This window comes from Providencia hangzhouensis, assembly GCF_029193595.2.
Taxonomy (GTDB): domain Bacteria; phylum Pseudomonadota; class Gammaproteobacteria; order Enterobacterales; family Enterobacteriaceae; genus Providencia; species Providencia hangzhouensis.
Genome location: NZ_CP135052.1, coordinates 722,240 through 740,347, shown reverse-complemented (window position 1 = coordinate 740,347; position 18,108 = coordinate 722,240). Strand labels below are relative to the sequence as shown.

General features: G+C 39.3%; 19 protein-coding genes and 1 other annotated feature. Of the genes, 9 read left to right on the top strand and 10 right to left on the bottom strand.

Translation table 11 applies throughout. The annotated features are described in order from the left end of the window. Positions 1-34 precede the first annotated feature (34 nt). The 6 genes from PZ638_RS03165 to PZ638_RS03140 all read left to right on the top strand — a co-directional run bounded on the left by PZ638_RS03165 (position 35) and on the right by PZ638_RS03140 (position 4,398). Complete coding sequence (locus tag PZ638_RS03165) at positions 35-718, top strand: heavy metal response regulator transcription factor (RefSeq protein WP_004905666.1); 684 nt, start codon at positions 35-37, stop codon at positions 716-718. Continuing rightward, the gene (locus PZ638_RS03160) at positions 711-2,099 is read left to right on the top strand and encodes a Cu(+)/Ag(+) sensor histidine kinase (protein WP_094961923.1); all 1,389 of its coding nucleotides are present in this window, start codon (positions 711-713) and stop codon (positions 2,097-2,099) included. The genes PZ638_RS03165 and PZ638_RS03160 overlap by 8 nt, the downstream gene beginning before the upstream one ends. A gap of 107 nt (positions 2,100-2,206) precedes the next feature. Further along, positions 2,207-2,671: a hypothetical protein gene (locus PZ638_RS03155; protein ID WP_094961922.1), complete on the top strand. Its 465-nt coding sequence runs from the start codon at positions 2,207-2,209 to the stop codon at positions 2,669-2,671. Between the two features lie 209 nt (positions 2,672-2,880). Continuing rightward, positions 2,881-3,072: a hypothetical protein gene (locus PZ638_RS03150; RefSeq protein ID WP_004905671.1), complete on the top strand. Its 192-nt coding sequence runs from the start codon at positions 2,881-2,883 to the stop codon at positions 3,070-3,072. A 419-nt stretch (positions 3,073-3,491) separates the two neighbouring features. Continuing rightward, on the top strand, positions 3,492-3,677 hold the full coding sequence (locus PZ638_RS03145; RefSeq protein ID WP_275612220.1) for a hypothetical protein: 186 nt from the start codon (positions 3,492-3,494) through the stop codon (positions 3,675-3,677). Positions 3,678-3,738: 61 nt separating this feature from the next. Beyond that, on the top strand, positions 3,739-4,398 hold the full coding sequence (locus PZ638_RS03140; protein WP_004905676.1) for a hypothetical protein: 660 nt from the start codon (positions 3,739-3,741) through the stop codon (positions 4,396-4,398). 126 nt (positions 4,399-4,524) lie between these two features. On the opposite strand, the gene thrC is transcribed toward PZ638_RS03140, so the two are convergent. The 4 genes from thrC to thrL all read right to left on the bottom strand — a co-directional run bounded on the left by thrC (position 4,525) and on the right by thrL (position 9,369). Further along, the gene (gene thrC / locus PZ638_RS03135; protein WP_094961921.1) at positions 4,525-5,820 is read right to left on the bottom strand and encodes a threonine synthase; all 1,296 of its coding nucleotides are present in this window, start codon (positions 5,818-5,820) and stop codon (positions 4,525-4,527) included. A gap of 3 nt (positions 5,821-5,823) precedes the next feature. Next, complete coding sequence (gene thrB, locus PZ638_RS03130) at positions 5,824-6,753, bottom strand: homoserine kinase (protein ID WP_004905678.1); 930 nt, start codon at positions 6,751-6,753, stop codon at positions 5,824-5,826. Positions 6,754-6,756: 3 nt separating this feature from the next. Next, positions 6,757-9,216 (bottom strand): bifunctional aspartate kinase/homoserine dehydrogenase I, encoded by a 2,460-nt coding sequence (gene thrA, locus PZ638_RS03125; RefSeq protein ID WP_096864560.1) that lies wholly within the window; start codon positions 9,214-9,216, stop codon positions 6,757-6,759. Between the two features lie 24 nt (positions 9,217-9,240). Beyond that, positions 9,241-9,362, bottom strand: a sequence feature (Thr leader region). Continuing rightward, a complete protein-coding gene (gene thrL, locus PZ638_RS21220) occupies positions 9,301-9,369 on the bottom strand; it encodes a thr operon leader peptide (RefSeq protein WP_071548816.1) in 69 nt (22 codons plus the stop codon). It overlaps the preceding feature by 62 nt. A gap of 1,089 nt (positions 9,370-10,458) precedes the next feature. Between thrL and arcA the strand changes: the two genes are divergently transcribed. Beyond that, positions 10,459-11,175 (top strand): two-component system response regulator ArcA, encoded by a 717-nt coding sequence (gene arcA, locus PZ638_RS03120; RefSeq protein ID WP_004905684.1) that lies wholly within the window; start codon positions 10,459-10,461, stop codon positions 11,173-11,175. Between the two features lie 62 nt (positions 11,176-11,237). Here arcA and creA read toward each other — a convergent pair whose 3' ends face one another. After that, on the bottom strand, positions 11,238-11,714 hold the full coding sequence (gene creA / locus PZ638_RS03115; RefSeq protein ID WP_004905686.1) for a protein CreA: 477 nt from the start codon (positions 11,712-11,714) through the stop codon (positions 11,238-11,240). Positions 11,715-11,899: 185 nt separating this feature from the next. Between creA and robA the strand changes: the two genes are divergently transcribed. After that, positions 11,900-12,814: an MDR efflux pump AcrAB transcriptional activator RobA gene (robA, locus tag PZ638_RS03110; protein ID WP_004905689.1), complete on the top strand. Its 915-nt coding sequence runs from the start codon at positions 11,900-11,902 to the stop codon at positions 12,812-12,814. A gap of 42 nt (positions 12,815-12,856) precedes the next feature. Here robA and gpmB read toward each other — a convergent pair whose 3' ends face one another. Then, complete coding sequence (gpmB, locus tag PZ638_RS03105) at positions 12,857-13,504, bottom strand: 2,3-diphosphoglycerate-dependent phosphoglycerate mutase GpmB (protein ID WP_004905690.1); 648 nt, start codon at positions 13,502-13,504, stop codon at positions 12,857-12,859. 52 nt (positions 13,505-13,556) lie between these two features. Here gpmB and yjjX point away from each other — a divergent pair, with 52 nt between their 5' ends. Further along, positions 13,557-14,093, top strand: coding sequence for an inosine/xanthosine triphosphatase (gene yjjX / locus PZ638_RS03100; RefSeq protein ID WP_004914743.1), 537 nt, complete (start codon positions 13,557-13,559; stop codon positions 14,091-14,093). A gap of 489 nt (positions 14,094-14,582) precedes the next feature. Here the strand turns inward: yjjX and trpR are convergent, their stop codons facing one another. The 4 genes from trpR to PZ638_RS03080 all read right to left on the bottom strand — a co-directional run bounded on the left by trpR (position 14,583) and on the right by PZ638_RS03080 (position 18,089). Next, complete coding sequence (trpR, locus tag PZ638_RS03095) at positions 14,583-14,900, bottom strand: trp operon repressor (RefSeq protein ID WP_180312358.1); 318 nt, start codon at positions 14,898-14,900, stop codon at positions 14,583-14,585. A 375-nt stretch (positions 14,901-15,275) separates the two neighbouring features. Beyond that, positions 15,276-17,189 (bottom strand): murein transglycosylase, encoded by a 1,914-nt coding sequence (gene sltY, locus PZ638_RS03090; protein WP_164454971.1) that lies wholly within the window; start codon positions 17,187-17,189, stop codon positions 15,276-15,278. A 298-nt stretch (positions 17,190-17,487) separates the two neighbouring features. After that, positions 17,488-17,793 (bottom strand): HigA family addiction module antitoxin, encoded by a 306-nt coding sequence (locus PZ638_RS03085; RefSeq protein WP_272674244.1) that lies wholly within the window; start codon positions 17,791-17,793, stop codon positions 17,488-17,490. A gap of 14 nt (positions 17,794-17,807) precedes the next feature. Then, positions 17,808-18,089 carry a type II toxin-antitoxin system RelE/ParE family toxin gene (locus PZ638_RS03080; RefSeq protein WP_004905698.1) on the bottom strand — a complete coding sequence of 94 codons (282 nt, stop codon included), beginning with the start codon at positions 18,087-18,089 and terminating at the stop codon, positions 17,808-17,810. Between the last annotated feature and the right edge of the window lie 19 nt (positions 18,090-18,108).

The following is an 18,108-nucleotide window of genomic DNA, read 5'->3' as shown; positions in this document are numbered from 1 at the left end:
TGGCTGCATTATTTACCTGGCTGATAGGTCTGAGATGAAATTACTTATTGTTGAAGATGAACATAAAACGAGAGAATACCTGTCTAAAGGCTTAAGTGAGTCCGGGTTTATTGTTGATGCAATCGAAAATGGTATTACAGGCCTGCATATGGCCACAACTGAAGATTATGATTTAATTATTCTTGATGTGATGTTACCTGATATTAACGGCTGGGAAATTGCAAAGAGCTTACGCAATTCAGGAAAAAATACACCAATACTGATGCTCACTGCATTAGGTAATGTTGAGCATCGAGTCAAAGGACTAGAGTTAGGTGCTGATGATTATCTCGTTAAACCATTTGATTTTTCGGAGTTACTCGCTCGAGTAAGAACTTTATTACGCAGAGGCAACAGCAGCATCCAAAAAACACAGTTTACCATTGCTAACTTGCATGTTGACCTGATTAAGCGACGCGTTACCCGTGAAAATGATAAAATTATACTCACCAGTAAAGAGTTTTCTTTATTGGAATTTTTTATTCTTCACCAAGGTGAAGTACTTTCTCGTTCTCTTATCGCTTCAAAAGTGTGGGATATGAATTTTGATAGTGATACCAATGTGATTGATGTAGCAGTGAAAAGATTAAGAGCTAAAATAGATCAAGGCTATGAGCCTAAATTGATCCATACCATTAGGGGAATGGGCTATTTACTTGAGATCCCTGAAAATGATTAAATTTTTTCGATCTCCTGTCTCAATTTCAATTCGTCTTATTGTTTTGATCAGTATTACTCTCTCCCTCGCCTTGTTACTATTTAGCTCGATCATGATCAATTCGGTTATGTTGCATTTTAAACAGCAAGATGAATACACACTTAACCAGTTGAACCTAACGATCCGTAGCTTGTTAAATAACAATACAGACTCACAAAGTGAACAATATGCACGTATTAAAACCATTATTAATGAGCACCAAGACATTACTATTTATCTCATTGATAAAAAAGGAAATGAATTAATATCTCCCAATGCAACAGATAAGCTCATTACGTACTTAAAAAATTATGATCCTCATAAAAATAACCAAGAAGAGCTTAAAAATTATCGCCTATCTGAAATTATTATTCAGGTAGATTCCCCTTCAGAGTCTAAACAATATCGGTTGGTTACTGCATTATCATTAAATTTTCATCATGATTATCTGAGTTCATTAATAAATAATTTAATTGTCAGCGCTATTATATTGTGCTTATTTACTATTCTTGTCGTTTATTTCCTTGTAATTAAAGGATTAAAACCCCTTAAAGATGTGAGCGATGAAATCAAAAATGTCACTTCCGAAAACTTAAGTGTGCGTTTAGACCCTGATTCTGTACCTAATGAATTAAAACAATTAACAAAATCATTTAATCAGATGTTAGTCAAAATTGAAGATGTTTTCGTAAGACAAACGAATTTCTCAGCAGATATAGCTCATGAAATGCGTACACCTATCACTAATTTAATGACTGAAACCCAAATATCTTTGAGTAAAAATCGCAGTAAAGAAGAACTCGTTGAAGTGTTATATTCTAATTTAGAAGAATATAACCGTCTATCACGAATGATCTCTGATATGCTTTTTCTTGCTCAAGCAGATGATAATAGGCTTATCCCTGAGAAAAAAGTTATTAATATTAAAACTGAAATAGAGCTCATATTTGATTATTTTGAATATCTCGCGGAAGAGAATGAAATAAAGCTTAAGCTAATTGGTGATACAGACCCTATTATGGCCGATAAAGATATGTTAAGAAGAGCAATTACTAACTTAATATCAAATGCTATCCGCTATACCCCAAAGGGGGATTCTGTCAGTATTAATATTTCGAATGTAAAAAATGGTATTGAATTAATTATCAGCAATCCCGGCATGAAAATACCAGAAGAACATTTAGCAAAACTCTTTGACAGATTTTATCGAGTAGATAAATCAAGACAAAGAAAAAATGAAGGGAGCGGAATTGGGTTGGCTATCGTCAAATCAATCATATTAGCGCATAAGGGAAGAATCACTGTAACATCAGATGATTTTTCAACACGTTTTACTGTATTTTTACCTAAGGAACCAAATTAAATATCTACCATAAATGGCAATTTTGTCATCTTGTTGTCAGTATTCAGACAGAAATAAAGCCTTATTATAGTTACAAGATAAATTATCTAACTTAATAAGGATTTGTAATGAAAAAAATTATTTTTGCTTTAACACTTGTAACTGTAACAACACATGTAGCAACCGCTCAAACAGAAAAAGAAATACATTATAATGCAGCGAATGCATTAAATTTCACTGAGAATAACACATCGTATTCTAATCAAAAATCGATTAATGACCACTTGAGTAAGGCGGGTATTTCAGTCAACGATAATATCAACTCAACCCAATCATTTCTTCAATTAGATAGACATACTCAAGCTGCTACCGCATTGAATTTTACTCAAAATAGTACCTCCCCAGCAATGCAGAATATGATCAGTAGCCACCAAAACCAATCACCTAACTATAAAAAATCGATGGTAAAAGTTGCAAAACCATTTTCCGATATGAATGAAAATGAAAAAGCCGTCACCATGTTAAACTTTCATAAAAATAGTTCATCTGCTTCTATACAAAGTAAAATAATAGGATATTCAAAAAATAATTAATTAGAACTTTAAAACCATATTATTAAATAAATATTAATATGGTTTTAAATTAAAAAAATAAAATTTAGTTATAGACACAACAAATAGATTTTTATTTGACCAATTTCATTTTTTATTACTAAATTGATTGAATATTTATTGAACATCAAGAAAAATAAGTTATTATTTCTAGGCAGTTCATTTCAATACTAACTTTAAAAGGTGATTATATGTTTAAAAAATCAATCATATTTGCATTTTTATTATTTCCAACTCTCTCTTTCGCTACTCCTATTCTTCCTTTCCCACCAGAGCCACCTATCCTAGATATAGACGTAAACGTAGCCTATAACGGGGATGATGATGATGTTTGGTTTAACGTAAAAGGAGATGATGATGATGTTTGGCTGAACATCAAATAAAATTCAGAAGACATCAAACAAAGCTTAAGGTAATTCCCTTCATAATATATAGCCTTATATCCTTTTAATATACTACATTAGGAAACATAGGCCTATATGCTGTTAAAATCAATGGTAAAGTGGAATTGTATTTTAATATATTCCACTTTACTATCCTACCCCATAAAACCCTAATCTTATGATAATTAATTTTAAAACAAAACATTACCTGGCAAATTATTAATTAATTATCTCAAATGATTCATTATTAATAAATCATTTAAAATACGCACAAAAAAAATAAATAATGTTATTTTATATTAACAGTGGACTAAATTTAATTTCACTCTTAGATGAAAATATTAATTACTTATTCAAAATCATGAATTACAATTTCCTTGCAGTTCACTTCAATTTAAACTTTTAATCGAGGATTTTATATGTATAAAGCATCTATTGTCATAGTATCTTTATTATTCCCAATTCTAGCATCTGCAACTTCTTTCCAAGAAAAACATTCTGACAATACTTCGACTTATTCTACTATTTATGAACAAAACCATGGAGGAAATGGAGGGAATGGCGGCCATGGTGGTAACGGCGGTAATGGCGGCAACGGTAGATAATATATCTCGTCACTAAATATTTCCCTCCTCACTCGATGAGGGGGGAACGGAGGAATTTACCATGTATAAAAATTACATTTCACTTGGCGTCTTATTAATTAGTTCTATTTCATTTTCAGCATACTCTCACTCCTTATTTAATACTCCATCTAACTGTTTATTAAAAAATGAACTCAATATTAATGAAATTAATAATAAAGTATGTTCGATACTCCATGGCCAATATTACTATTCTAAAATTTTTAGCTTTGTAAGTTATGGACAAAACGGAAATTCGGGTCACGCTGGAAATGATAGTCAAGGTGGCCATGGTGGTAACGGTGGTCATGGTGGACACGGTGGTGATGGCCAAAATGGAGGGAATGGCGGAACAGGATCAAATAACGGTAATGGTAGCAATGGCGGAAACGCAGAAAAAGGCAGTAATGGCAATGGAGGAAATGGCGGTAATGGCAGTGTAACTGGAGGTGATGGCGGAAATGGCGGTGATGGAGATGGTGGTGGTAGTGGTGGGAACGGCGGGAATGGAACTGTAAATGGCAATGGGGGAAATGGGGGACATGGTGGAACTAATGGCGGTAACGGAGGTAATGGGGGCAACGGCTCTGGTAGTGGTAATGGTGGAAATGGGGGCAATGGTAGCCAAGGAGGAAAAGGAGGACGCGGTGGACCTGATGGCGGTAGAGATGGGCACGATGGTATTAGCATTAGCTCAATGTGACAAATAAATCCGTTAGAAGTGAATAAGTGATGTGGCAATATGAAACCATATAATTATCTTTATAAAAGATGGTATTACCAATAAAAACGGAAGCTTTCGCTTCCGTTTTTCGTACACTTGCAATTTTTATTGCTTAGGTGCTAATTTCATTAAAAATGCGCGTAATTGTGCAAAGTCAGATGGTAAAAAGTGTGAGAGGAGTGGTAGTTCCGCACGCTCTGCTAACTCTTTCGGTAAAGGTATTGCCTTATTAAGAATTTCTTCAACACTTTCTTTAAACTTAGCTGGGTGTGCCGTGCCTAAAAACAGCCCGTATTCACCTTCTTGCAACTGGTCACGAAGCACACGATAAGCAACCGCAGCATGTGGCTCAGATAAATACCCTTTTTTATCTAATTCACGTACTGTCTCTTTAGTCACGTCGTCACTCACCGCTCCATGGCCTAATTCATCAAGGGACCAACCTTTACGGCGGAATAACTCTTCAATACGAGGCCAGTTGTTTGGCTGGCTAACATCCATGGCGTTCGATAATGTTGCCACAGTTTGCTTTGGTTTCCATTGCCCATCAACAAGGTAACGCGGCACAGTGTCATTTACGTTAGTTGCTGCAATAAAGCGTTTAACAGGTAGGCCCATTGATTTAGCTAATAAACCTGCCGTAAGGTCACCAAAATTACCACTCGGAACCGAGATCACTAATTGATCACGTTTTTCTGCTGGGATCTGCGCGACGGCTTCGAAGTAATAACAAATTTGTGCTAACAAACGACTGATATTGATCGAGTTCGCCGAGTTTAAATACAACGCCTTTTTCAGCTCTTCATCATCAAATGATTGTTTTACTAATGCCTGGCATGCATCGAAGTCATCTTTAATCGCAACCGTATGAATATTTTCACCCAGCGTGCAGAAGAGTTTCTCTTGCAGCGGGCTAATTTTTCCTTCTGGATAGAGAATAACAACTTGCACGTTTTTAAGACGATAGAATGCGTGTGCAACCGCGGCTCCTGTATCCCCAGAAGTAGCAGTCAAAATGGTCACCGGCTGCTCACCAGCTACTTGGCCCAATGCCTGAGCCATAAATCTGCCACCGAAGTCTTTAAATGCGAGTGTTGGCCCATGATATAACTCCAACGTTGCTACATCACCTTCAACCTTAGAAACTGGCGCAGGAAAAGCAAACGCGGTTTTAACACGTGCAGCTAATTCTTCTTGTGGAATTTCATCACCAATAAAGGCACTTAAAATTCGGCTGCTACGTGTGACGAAATCTAATTTTAATAATTCGTCGATTTCAGCCGCTGTAAACTCAGGTAAGTCTTGAGGAAAAAATAAACCTTGTTGCTTACCTAACCCCTGCTTAACCGCTTGTGCAAAACTTACTTGTTCATTGTTATCTTTTAAATTATACAGTTTCATTATTTACCCTATTGTCCTTGCCCCGGCCAGATCCAAACGGCAGATATGCACAAAGCCTTCATCATTCTGAATATAATGTTGTTGCAAGTAGCTCGCCATTTTTTCAGCGATATGTTTCTCATCGCAAATAGCAAACAATGTTGGCCCTGAGCCAGAGATACCACAAGCCAATGCACCGATTTCTTTTGCATTTTGACGTGCTGCCGCAAAACCGGGTAATAATTGTGTACGATAAGGTTCTGCGACAACATCTTGGATCATCGTTGCGGCAAGTAACGGCTGGTTTGTATGGCATGCATGAATAAACCCTGATAAGTATCGGCCATGGTTTACTATATCGTGGCGTGGATAGCTATCAGGCAGGATCGCACGCGCTTCTGCTGTCGATACCTTAATTCCAGGGTAAGCCATAACCCAATACCAATTTTCAAATGCAGGTACAGGCTGAGAAATAATGCCATTTTGTTCGATAATCAGCTGCAAACCACCTAAAAAACACGGTGCGACGTTATCATAGTGCACACTTCCTGAAATACGCCCTTCGAGCTCCCCCATCATGCCAAGCAGTTGAGTATCATCGAATGGTTTCTCTGCAAATTCGTTAAGCGCCATCAGTGCAGCGACAACAGAACAGGCGCTAGAACCGAGCCCTGAACCAATTGGCATATTTTTTTCAAGCGTCATCGCGACATTTAATGGCCTACCAAGGCGCTCACAAAACAACTGCCAGCACTGGTAAACAATATTGTGTTCATTTTTTTTCGGCAGCTTAGCAACGAATTTTCCTTGATTCGTCAGGGAAAAAGTATCCGCAGCTTCAATTGTTACACAATCACCTAATAGTGAACCGTCAGCAGGCGAAACAGCTGCCCCAAGGACATCAAACCCGACGCTCACATTACCAATTGAAGCCGGTGCATAAACTTTAATCACTTATTAAACTCCCAATTTCCATGAAAGGGTACGCAGCATATCCGCAAATACACCAGCAGCAGTAACATCATTACCTGCGCCATAACCTCTTAATACTAAAGGAATTGGTTGGTAATAGCGTGTATAGAAAGCCAGTGCATTTTCACCATTTTTAACCTTGAAGAGTGGGTCATTGCCATCAACAGCGACGATTTTCACTTGGCAGCGCCCTTCTTCAATCAGCCCAACATAGCGTAACACTTTTTCTTCCGCTTCTGCGGCTTTTATACGCTGTGCAAATTGCTCGTCCAGTTGTGGCAAACGTGCCATAAACTCAGAAACAGGGCCACTGCTATCAAAGTCCGAAGGTAAAACAGGTTCAATTTCAATATCTTGCAATTCTAAATGATAACCCGCTTCACGCGCTAAAATTAATAATTTACGCGCAACATCCATACCTGATAAATCATCACGAGGATCTGGTTCTGTGAAACCTTTTTCTTTCGCAAGTGTTGTGGCTTCTGATAAAGACATACCTTCGTCTAATTTACCAAAAATGAATGATAAAGAGCCTGATAAAATTCCGCTAAAGTGAACCAGTTCATCCCCTGCATTCAGTAAGTTTTGTAGGTTTTCAATAACTGGCAACCCTGCACCTACGTTAGTGTCATAGAGGAATTTACGTTTTGAGGTTTCACTTGCCGCACGTAATTGATGGTAGTAATCCATCGATAATGTATTGGCTTTTTTATTCGGTGTAACCACATTAAAGCCGTCTTTCAAGAAATTGACATACTGCTCTGCGATTTCCTGATTTGATGTGCAATCAATAATGACAGGGTTCAAGAAATGGTATTCACGTTCTAAGCGAATTAAACGGCTTAAACTAAATGGCTCTTTCGCTTCCGCTAGCTCCGCTTTCCAGTTATCTAAATCAATCCCTTGCATATCCGTTAACATTGCGCGTGAATTTGCAATACCGCATACACGCAGATCAATATGCTTTTGTTTTAACCATTGTTGCTGGCGGTGAATTTGTTCAATTAATGCATTACCAACACCACCCACACCGATGATAAAGGCTTCGATAACTTGCTCTGCATTAAATAGCATTTGGTGACATAAGCGTACCGCTGTTGTGGCAGACTCATTGGCAATAACGGCAGAAATAGAACGTTCAGAAGACCCCTGTGCGATAGCGACAATGTTGATGTTACCGCGAGTCAAAGCCGAGAAGAAACGCGCCGAAATGCCCTTCAAAGTGCGCATTCCATCCCCCACAACTGAAATAATCGCTAACTGCTCCATCACATCCAGTGGATCAAGTACGCCATCTTTCAGCTCTAAGTAAAATTCTTCTTCCAGTGCAGCGCGAGCTCTCACTAACTCATTTTGCGGAACACAAAAACTAATACTGTATTCCGATGAAGACTGTGTGATCAGAACGACAGAGATCCCTTTGCGAGACATGACGGAGAAAATGCGAGCAGCCATCCCCACCATCCCCTTCATTCCGGGGCCGGATACGTTGATCATCGCCATGTTATTCAGGTTGGTGATCCCTTTCACTGGCGTGCTCTCATCGGTTTGCCCATCACCAATTAAAGTACCTGGAGCGCTTAAATTAGTGGTGTTTTTTATCAGGCAAGGGATTTGGAATTGAGCAATTGGGGCGATGGTACGAGGGTGAAGGACTTTGGCTCCGAAGTAGGATAACTCCATGGCCTCTTGGTATGACATACCTTTTAACAAACGCGCATCAGGCACCAAACGCGGGTCACAAGTATAGACCCCATCAACATCAGTCCAAATTTCACAACAATCAGCACGTAAGCAGGCCGCTAAAACCGCAGCAGAATAATCAGACCCATTACGGCCTAATACTACTAATTCACCTTTTTCATTACCCGCTGTGAAACCTGCCATTAAAACAAAATGATCTTTCGGTATATTTAAATCGGCAATACGTTTAGTTGACTCATTTATATCAACCGTAGATTCAAGATAATGACCTTTCGCGAGTAAGCTCTCAACTGGGTTAATAACCGTCACATTATGGCCGCGTGCTTTTAGCACTGATTCCATAATGGCGATAGAGAGCTTTTCACCACGGCAGATAATTGATGCGTTAATGCTGTCCGGACATTGCCCGAGAAGAGTAATACCATGCAGTACTTGTTTGATTTGTGCGAATTCTTGTTCTGTCAGTTTTTTTAACCGATCATATTCAAAACCAGGTTGTTTTTCTTTTAATCCTTTTAAAAGGTTAGCAAAAATCATTTCAGCATCATTAACATGCGTGATGACATCTTGTCCTGCAACCGTTTTTTCAATCATAGCAACCAGATGGTTTGTGATTTTTGCTGGTGCAGATAGCACCAAAGCCACTTGTCCATCTGCTAGTTTACTTTCAGCGATGTCAGCAACATTCAGTACTCGTTCGTCATTTGCAACCGAAGTACCGCCAAATTTAAGCACACGCATGGTATTTCTCTCCTGAATTAACACCAAAAAAAAGCCCGCATCGGTTAAGTATGCGGGCTTTTTCATTTTTATTTTTTGGATGCGTCAGCCCGCCCCGTTTCCTGTGGTTACGGTGGTGGTGGTAATAATAATAGTCAGGCTGATATTACGCATAGATTCTGTCTGTCTCTTAGATTCTTTAAGTTTCTCCCTATACGGTTAAAGCAATTGGTATATTTTGTCAAATTTATTTGCAAAACATCCCTTTTATCTCCCTTTTTTTATTCGATAAATTATCTACCAGCACGAAAAACTCATCCACAAAAAGACACTCATTACATCAAATGCAGTGTTAAAAACCAAGATAACAAATATTTAAAGATTAATAATTTTTTACTCAATAAAAAACCAAAATGACTATTAAATAGGCAATAGAGATAGCCTTCAGTAATTTCCTGTGAAGAGAATCAAGATGAGAAGATGAGCAACAACGACCAGGTTAATTGATGCATTTAGCAGCTATATTTCTTATCATTTACCCCCATGCTCATCAATACATGAGCGCCAATAGCAACAGATTACACAGGTACGTATTGATACTTAGCCTCATGATTTTTTCATTCGTTTAAATCACAAACAAATGTTATGGAGTTGTTAAAAATTAGTCACATCAAAACAAAATAAGCATTTTTCCTAATTAAATGAAACAAAAAATTACAGACTAAATATTTACATCCCGTTATCTCTAACAAGATAAATTTTTCACCTTTTTTTGTAGCAAAATAACATTTCAAAATTGGAGGTAAGTCACAAATTAAACATTATTTATGATGGTATATTTAACCCATTGAAGACTATATTCATTAATACCCAGCCGAAGCCCCCTTGGGTATCAACTATTCCCCTTTTTTAGACGCTATCTGATTCCTAAACACTGCATTAATTTATATAATTATCTACCTAACAATTTTTGTTAACGTGCTACAATTGATTTTGATATGTATCAACAAAAGTTAGTTTTTTAGGTGGTAAATGCAGTATTAGCTGTTATATTGCTGTTAACAGTACAATATTGGGAAAGTGCTTATATTTTGGCTTGTTGTTAAAGTCTTTTGCCCAAGATGGCAACATAATGGCACTATTGAATTTCAAAACAAATTTATACTCATAAACGTGTTTTTCCAGAGAAAAATATCAATAACCACCTAACTGGAAACGGCTTGTGAGTTCAGTATTTTTATTTTAATACTTTAGGTAGCAACTATGCAGACCCCACACATTTTGATTGTTGAAGATGAAATTGTCACACGCAATACGCTTAAAAGCATATTTGAAGCGGAAGGCTATGTGGTTCATGAGGCAACTGATGGCGAAGAGATGAATAATGTTCTCTCTGAGCATGACATCAATTTAGTCATCATGGATATTAATTTACCAGGTAAAAACGGTTTACTACTTGCTCGCGAACTTCGTGAACAAGAAAGCATTGCGTTAATGTTCTTAACAGGACGTGATAACGAAGTCGATAAAATCCTTGGCCTTGAAATTGGTGCTGATGACTATATCACTAAACCATTTAACCCACGTGAACTGACTATTCGTGCGCGCAACCTACTGTCTCGTACTATGAATTTAGCGGGTGGTACGGAAGAACGTCGTTTAGTGGAAAGCTATAAGTTTAATGGTTGGGAATTAGACATCAACAGCCGTTCATTAGTCAGCCCTGCTGGTGAACACTACAAATTACCACGTAGTGAATTCCGTGCGATGCTACATTTCTGTGAAAACCCAGGAAAAATTCAGACTCGCGCAGACCTGCTGAAGAAAATGACAGGCCGTGAATTGAAACCACATGATAGAACTGTTGACGTAACGATCCGTCGTATTCGTAAACATTTTGAATCAACACCTGATACGCCAGAAATCATTGCAACCATCCACGGTGAAGGCTATCGCTTTTGCGGTGATTTAGACGAATAATCAATTTTGAATTGATATTCAAAAAACCGGCTATTTAGCCGGTTTTTTATCATCTTAATTAATCACCAAGGCATAATCGGTACTGCACTTAACGCATTTTTTGGTGAGCCGTCGATCATCTTATCTGAATAAGTCAAATAAATTAATGCATTACGTTTTGGATCGTAAAAGCGTACAACCTGTAATTTTTTGAAGACTAAAGACGTTCGTTTTTGAAAGACAACTTGCCCTTTCGTCGGTTTGCGTTTGACACGGTCATTTAGCTCAATTGGCCCAACTTGCTGACATGAAATGGCGGCATCAGAGGTGTCTTCTGCTAAACCTAAACCCCCTTTGATCCCCCCTGTTTTTGAACGACTTAAATAACAAGTCACATTGTCAACATCAGGGTCATCAAATGCTTCAACAACAATTTTATGATCAGGGCCGAAAATTTTAAAAACAGTATCGACTGAACCGATTTCTTCAGCAAATGTGATGCTCGGCAACGCTGATAATAATGCTGCAAGTACGATATTTTTTAATCTGGAACGACGCATACTGAATTTCCTATTCAACTAAAAATCGATAAAACCTCGTAGTGGCACAAGATTTATTATTCACTTTCTTAACTAATTATCAAATACAACTCATTTACTATAAACGAAAAAGATAACTTGATATAGAATAGCAATTCATTGATAGATTATATCTGTTCTATAAGTCGCATTGGCTGGGGATATACATGGATCAAACTAATATTATTCGCGACTTGCTTCGCTGGATAGATGACAATCTGGATAAACCACTCTCGCTAGATAATGTTGCCGCAAAAGCGGGCTACTCTAAGTGGCATTTACAAAGAATGTTCAAAGAGGTGACAGACCAAGCGATTGGGGCTTATATTCGAGCTAGAAGGCTTTCTCGTGCAGCGGTTGCATTGCGGCTAACAAGCCGACCAATTCTTGATATTGCTCTGCAGTATCGATTTGATTCGCAACAAACTTTTACTCGAGCCTTTAAAAAGCAATTTAACCTAACTCCAGCGTTTTATCGTCGGAGTGAAGAATGGTGCGCTGCAGGTATTTGCCCACCGATTATTTTAGATAATCACACCAATATTGAACATGAATTCCTACAAATGCCAGCACAAGAGCTGGTTGGCTTGGAACAAAGTTGCTCTTATGCACTAGAAGAGTGGTCGACCGCTTGTTCCCAAATGCGCCAAACATTTTGGCACTACTATTTGGATAATACGACGACTATTGCGTCTGAAGTTTTTGGCTTGCACCATGCCATTCATAATCCAGAAAAAGAAGATGAACAAACGGTATTCTATACCACTGCGGTAAAACCTGAGGATGCGAGTTTTAACACTGACCAGTACACGAGTTTAACGTTACCAAGTGGCCATTATGTTAAATTTTCGTTCAATGGGACGCCAACTCGAGATGCATTACAAGAGTTTTTGTACCAAATTTATGGCGTATATTTGCCTAAGCTGAATTTAACGCGTCGACCAGGTTATGATATCGAACATTATCGATTAAAAAACATCGATTTACGTCATATCACCCCAGAAAATGATGACCCCAAGACACACATCGATACCTTTGATTATTATGTACCAATCAAAACAGGTTCGACCATAACCCCTTAAAGCAGAGGAGTTTCAGTTTGTTGAAACTCCTTTTCTAAATAGTTAACCTTGTTGCTCATCGAGAGCTGGCTGCGATAAGTGTGTAACCTCACCGGCTGTTTCAACTATCCAACCATTCGCAAGCCATGGGCTATTTTGGTAATCAACACGAGATAACGAACAGTTACGTAAACGTAGACGGCGTTCTGAATAGGCAGGAACCCCCATAATACGGCTAATTAACGTACTTAGCGCAATACCATGGCTAACAATCAGTGGGCGGCTACCTTCAGGCAAATCTAAACAGCTATTTAGTGCTGCAAACATACGTGTATACAGCTCCTCCATTGATTCACCCTCTGGAATTCGTCCTCCACGAGTCCCATCAATTAAGCTTTTGCGCCACTGTTCTTCCTCTGGCGTTAACGACTCTATTGCTCTTTGTTCAAGAACGCCCATATTTAGTTCACGTAGACGCGGTTCTGTGGTAATTTCACATTCGCATACACTTGCAATTATTTGTGCAGTTTCCAGTGTGCGTCCCATATCACTAGTGATAATATGGGTAATGCCTTCTGACTTTATCCTCTCAGCCACCTGCCTTGCTTGCAGTCGTCCAGTGGCGGTCAGGGGGCTATCGGATTGTCCCTGGATGCGACGAGCTAAATTCCATTCAGTTTCGCCATGGCGAACAAGATAAACCTGTAACATAGATGTGTTCCGTTATTACTTTTCGAAGTATGTGTTCAAAGGAAAATAATTAATGTACCAAGTTATAGCTGCAACGACTAATCCTGCCAAAATTAAAGCGATTCATCTTGCTTTCGATGCTGTTTTTGGGGCTGGCAGTTATCAAATTGAAGATATTAATGTCGATAGCAGTGTTCCACAGCAACCTATCGGTAATAATGAAACCCGTACTGGGGCTAGACAGCGCGTTATGGCCTCTAGGCAAGTTCGCCCCGAAGCGGATTTTTGGGTTGGTATTGAAGCAGGTATCGAAGACGATATGACATTTGCTTGGATAGTGATTGAGCATAAGCAAATACGCGGCGAATCTCGCTCTGCCAGTATTATGATCCCAGAAAAAATTCTGGCGGGTATTCGTGAAGGCCGCGAACTCGGTGATGAAATGGCCTTTTTAACAGGCATCGATAATATCAAACAACAAGGTGGTGCCATTGGTTTTTTCACTGATGGGGTATTAACTCGCACTAGTGTTTACCAACAAGCCTTGATATTGGCCTTAGTTCCCATTAAGCATGAAATTTATAAAGAGCTAAACCAAGTAGAAGATTAATTATACTTAAAATAATTAAAATTGCATGTGCGATTAAACACCACTCTTTTCACACTAAAGTATGGGAAACCATACTTTTTTTGTACCTATTTACCTGAAATATACATCCCTTTCATATTCTAAATAGTTCGGATTGTGGGAAAAAAGCGGCAAGAGAGCAGCAGCATACACAAGTATGTGACTAGGGCGAATGAACTAAGCCAACCCCCCTACAAATTGAAATATAAAAATATGAATACTCAAAATAGTTCGAATTGTAGGTCGGCGGCAAATGATGCTAAGCCCTAGGAGCATACACAAGTATGTGACTAGGGTTAGCAAACGTAGCCAACACCCCTACAATTTGAAATACAATAAATACCAATACGCTAAATAGTTTGGGTTGTGGCTAGGCGGCAAGTGAGGTTATCCCGATGAGCATACACAAGTATGCGATTCGGGTAACCGAATGCAGCCAACAACGCCACAGCGCAAAATATGACGCGTATTTTAGAGAAGTTGCTGCTCTAACCACTCCTTCACAGAAATAGGCGCTGACTTTAAGCTATTCGAACCCCGAGTAATAGTTGCTATTCCCACTCCTAGCTCATTTTTCAGTTCTCTTTGGCTCATTTCACCGCGCATCAGTTCTTGTACAATTTTAACGCGAGTCGCTAACGCTGTACGCTCATCTGGCGTGAGTAATAACTGAAGAACTGGCAGATGAATATCTTGTTCAAATGCCAATTGTAATAAATTCACAAAGCGCAGCCAGTCAGCGTTCTCATCGGCAGTCAGCGCCGGGTCATGTTGTTGATTTACTGTCATCGTTTATCCACCCATACTATTTAACTAGTACAAATAATAACACACTCTTATTAGAAATCATCAACCAAACGCTTTTCAAGCTTCAACAATACAAAAAATAACCAAATTTCATTTAGTTACTGCGTTAATACGCTAAATAGTTTGAGTTGTGACTAGGCGACCAGCGAGGATAGCTCGGGGAGCATACACCTGTATGCAACTAAAGCTAACATACGAAGCCCCTATAAATCGAAATATAAAAATATGAATACTCAAAATAGTTCGGATTGTAGGTAGGCGGCAAGTGATGCTAAGCCCTAGGAGCATACACAAGTATGTGACTAGGGTTAGCAAACGTAGCCAACACCCCTACAATTCGAAATATGAAGAGTATTTTTAGTATTTCATATTCCATTCATTCGAAAGCAACACCTTACTATTCTTCTGCCCCATAAAATGTCGATAAAATAAATCATACGATAGAACATTTTTCACATAACCGCGGGTTTCTGAGAACGGGATGCTTTCAACAAATGCGACTGCATCAATACGCCCACCACTGTTACCTAACCAACGAGTCACACGGGATGGGCCTGCATTATAAGCCGCACTGGCTAAAATACGGTTATTACCAAATTGCTGATAAACATCTTCCAGATACGCCGTCCCTAGTTCAATATTGGTCGTAGGATTGGTCAACTGGCTCGCATTCACATAATTAATACCTTGCTTTTGTGCGGTATGTTTTGCTGTCGCTGGCATCAACTGCATCAAACCTGTCGCACCAACGGGCGAGCGAGCTTGTGGGTTCCATGCACTTTCTTGGCGAGCAATGGCCATTGCATAGCTTTTTTGAATATCTTTCGACTTGGTATATAAATTGAATTCTTTATCCCATGCTAATGGGAAACGTTCTTCTAGGTGATCCCAAAGTTTAGCTGTGATAGTCGCTTGAACACTGAGGTCAGCCCATTTATTATCAAACGCATAACGAGCCAATTGCTCTTGCTGGTTTGCTGGAAGCGATGCCACTAAACTCACCCATTCAGAACGAGCGAGGTTGTCTAGCTCCCAATACATTAACTCTCTAACCCGCTGAACTTCTGGGAGTTTATTAATGCTTGAGTCTGGCTTAACGGCCGTTTTAACGTATACAGGGTAATCTACTTCTAAGACTTGTGCTGCAACCATTGGGTAGAAACCGCGTTTTTCAGTTAATTGGCGAAGTAACGTCTCACCTTCTGCTTTTTTACCTGCATCAATTAACGTGATGGCCTGCCAATATTGCCACTCTTCTTTATTTTTCACTTCCGCTGGCAAGCGTTTTAACCATGACGCGACACCGGTTTTATCACCAGCTCCCAACGCTAAACGAACACGACGCTCTTTCAATGACGATGAATTGCTTTCTTGAATGGTCTCATCACGCCATTGGGCCTGTTCAGGGGTCACATCACCCATATATTGCCAAGCAATACTGTCTTTAAGTAACTGCTTTTCTGCCATATTCATTTTTTGTGCAGAACTTATGCTATTAAGTACTGTACGAGCCGCATCAGGAGATTGGCGCGCATAACGGCTAAAGGCCGCGATGGTGGCTTGGCGAGTAAAATCCGTTGGCGTCATCGTTTTAGCGAATGTCACGACTGAGGCTGGGTCATTTTGTAATTTCACTAGCGCATCACCAATCGTTTTATAACTGGTTGGTAAGCGTTTTGCTAAATAACTAGCAATCGATGTATTGCCCTCTTTTATGGCTAAATTAATACGTTCAAGGGTCATCTCAGGGGTTAAATAACCCGCTTTTTCCCATTCGTTAAATAATTTATCACAAGCACTCGGCATTGAACGGCCATTTAACCAAGCTTTTTCTGCCCCTTGCCAAGCAACTTGTTTATTTCCCACAGCCCAATTAGCAAAATAAAAATTACATTGGGCTTCGGCAGGTTTTGGCGCCTCAGGGCTAAATTCAAGCAGCGATTTCCACTCTTGGCGGCGAGCTAGTTCGTTGACAAAGCGTGTTTTGAGATTTTTAGCGACAGGCAAGGTTGGGTAGGTATTAATAAACTCCTGAACTTGTCGTGGCGAGATAATATCCAAGTCTTGAGTTAACTCACGATAAGCGAGATAAGGGTAAAGTGGGTAATCATGCAAGGTCGGCAGCAAGCGCTCGACTTCATCCATTTTATTGGCATCCCATGCAACCTTAATTGCCTGATAACGCTCCCGTTGTGCCTGTAAGGAATCCGCCCATACTGCGCTGGAAACCAGCAACATTGTCACAGGTACTGCCGCTAACCAACCTTTCATATTCACTCGCTCCATCGCTAAACTAAAGTCAAAATACAGGAAAGACCTTAACCTATATATACCCCAAATAATTCGAGTTACAGGCCAGCGACAAGCGAAGATAGACAGGGAGCATAGATAAACTATGCGACTCGGCTAGCTGAGCGTAGTCACTTATACCTCAACGAAAAGCGCTGCGACTTGAAGGATTATGGGTATATTAAACATATATCAATAATGTTAATGCTACCGAAAGTTTTTATTTAGTAACAGCAGAGAGTTCTTGAATTTTTCGACTTTACAGTCTTTTACGTACCATTCAGTCCATGAATGACTTACAACCTTCCCTCCGCGGAAATAAAGGTTTAATGGCGGGGCGTTTTTCCAAAGAAGCTCGCCAAAGTTCATACTGGGCTTGCATCTCAACCCACATTTCAGCACTGGTTCCGAGTGCCATTTCTAATCGTATCGCCATATCTGCCGAAATACCGCTCTTACCGTTGAGAATACGCGAGAGAGTTGTACGTGTTACCTCCAATGCTTTTGCAGCTTCAGTGACTGAAATACCCTCTAAATATTCACGTAAAACGATACCCGGATGTACTGGATTATGCATTTTGCTCATTATGTTCACCTTACTTAATGATAATCTTGATAATCAACGAGAATGGCATCTTCACCCTCAAATTTAAATGTGAGTCGCCAGTTTCCATTCACTGATATTGCCCAATGATGCTGCAAATCTCCCCGTTTTAATTGATGGAGATTCCAACTTGGTGCAGACATATCTTGTGGTTTTTTAGCAACATTGAGCGCAGTCAGTTGTACCCGTAACTTTGTTATGTGCTTCGATTGAATACCAGACGTAATGCCCATTTTAAAAAAGTGTTCAATTCCTTTATGTTTAAAACTTTTTATCATGGCCAACTCCTTGTATAGC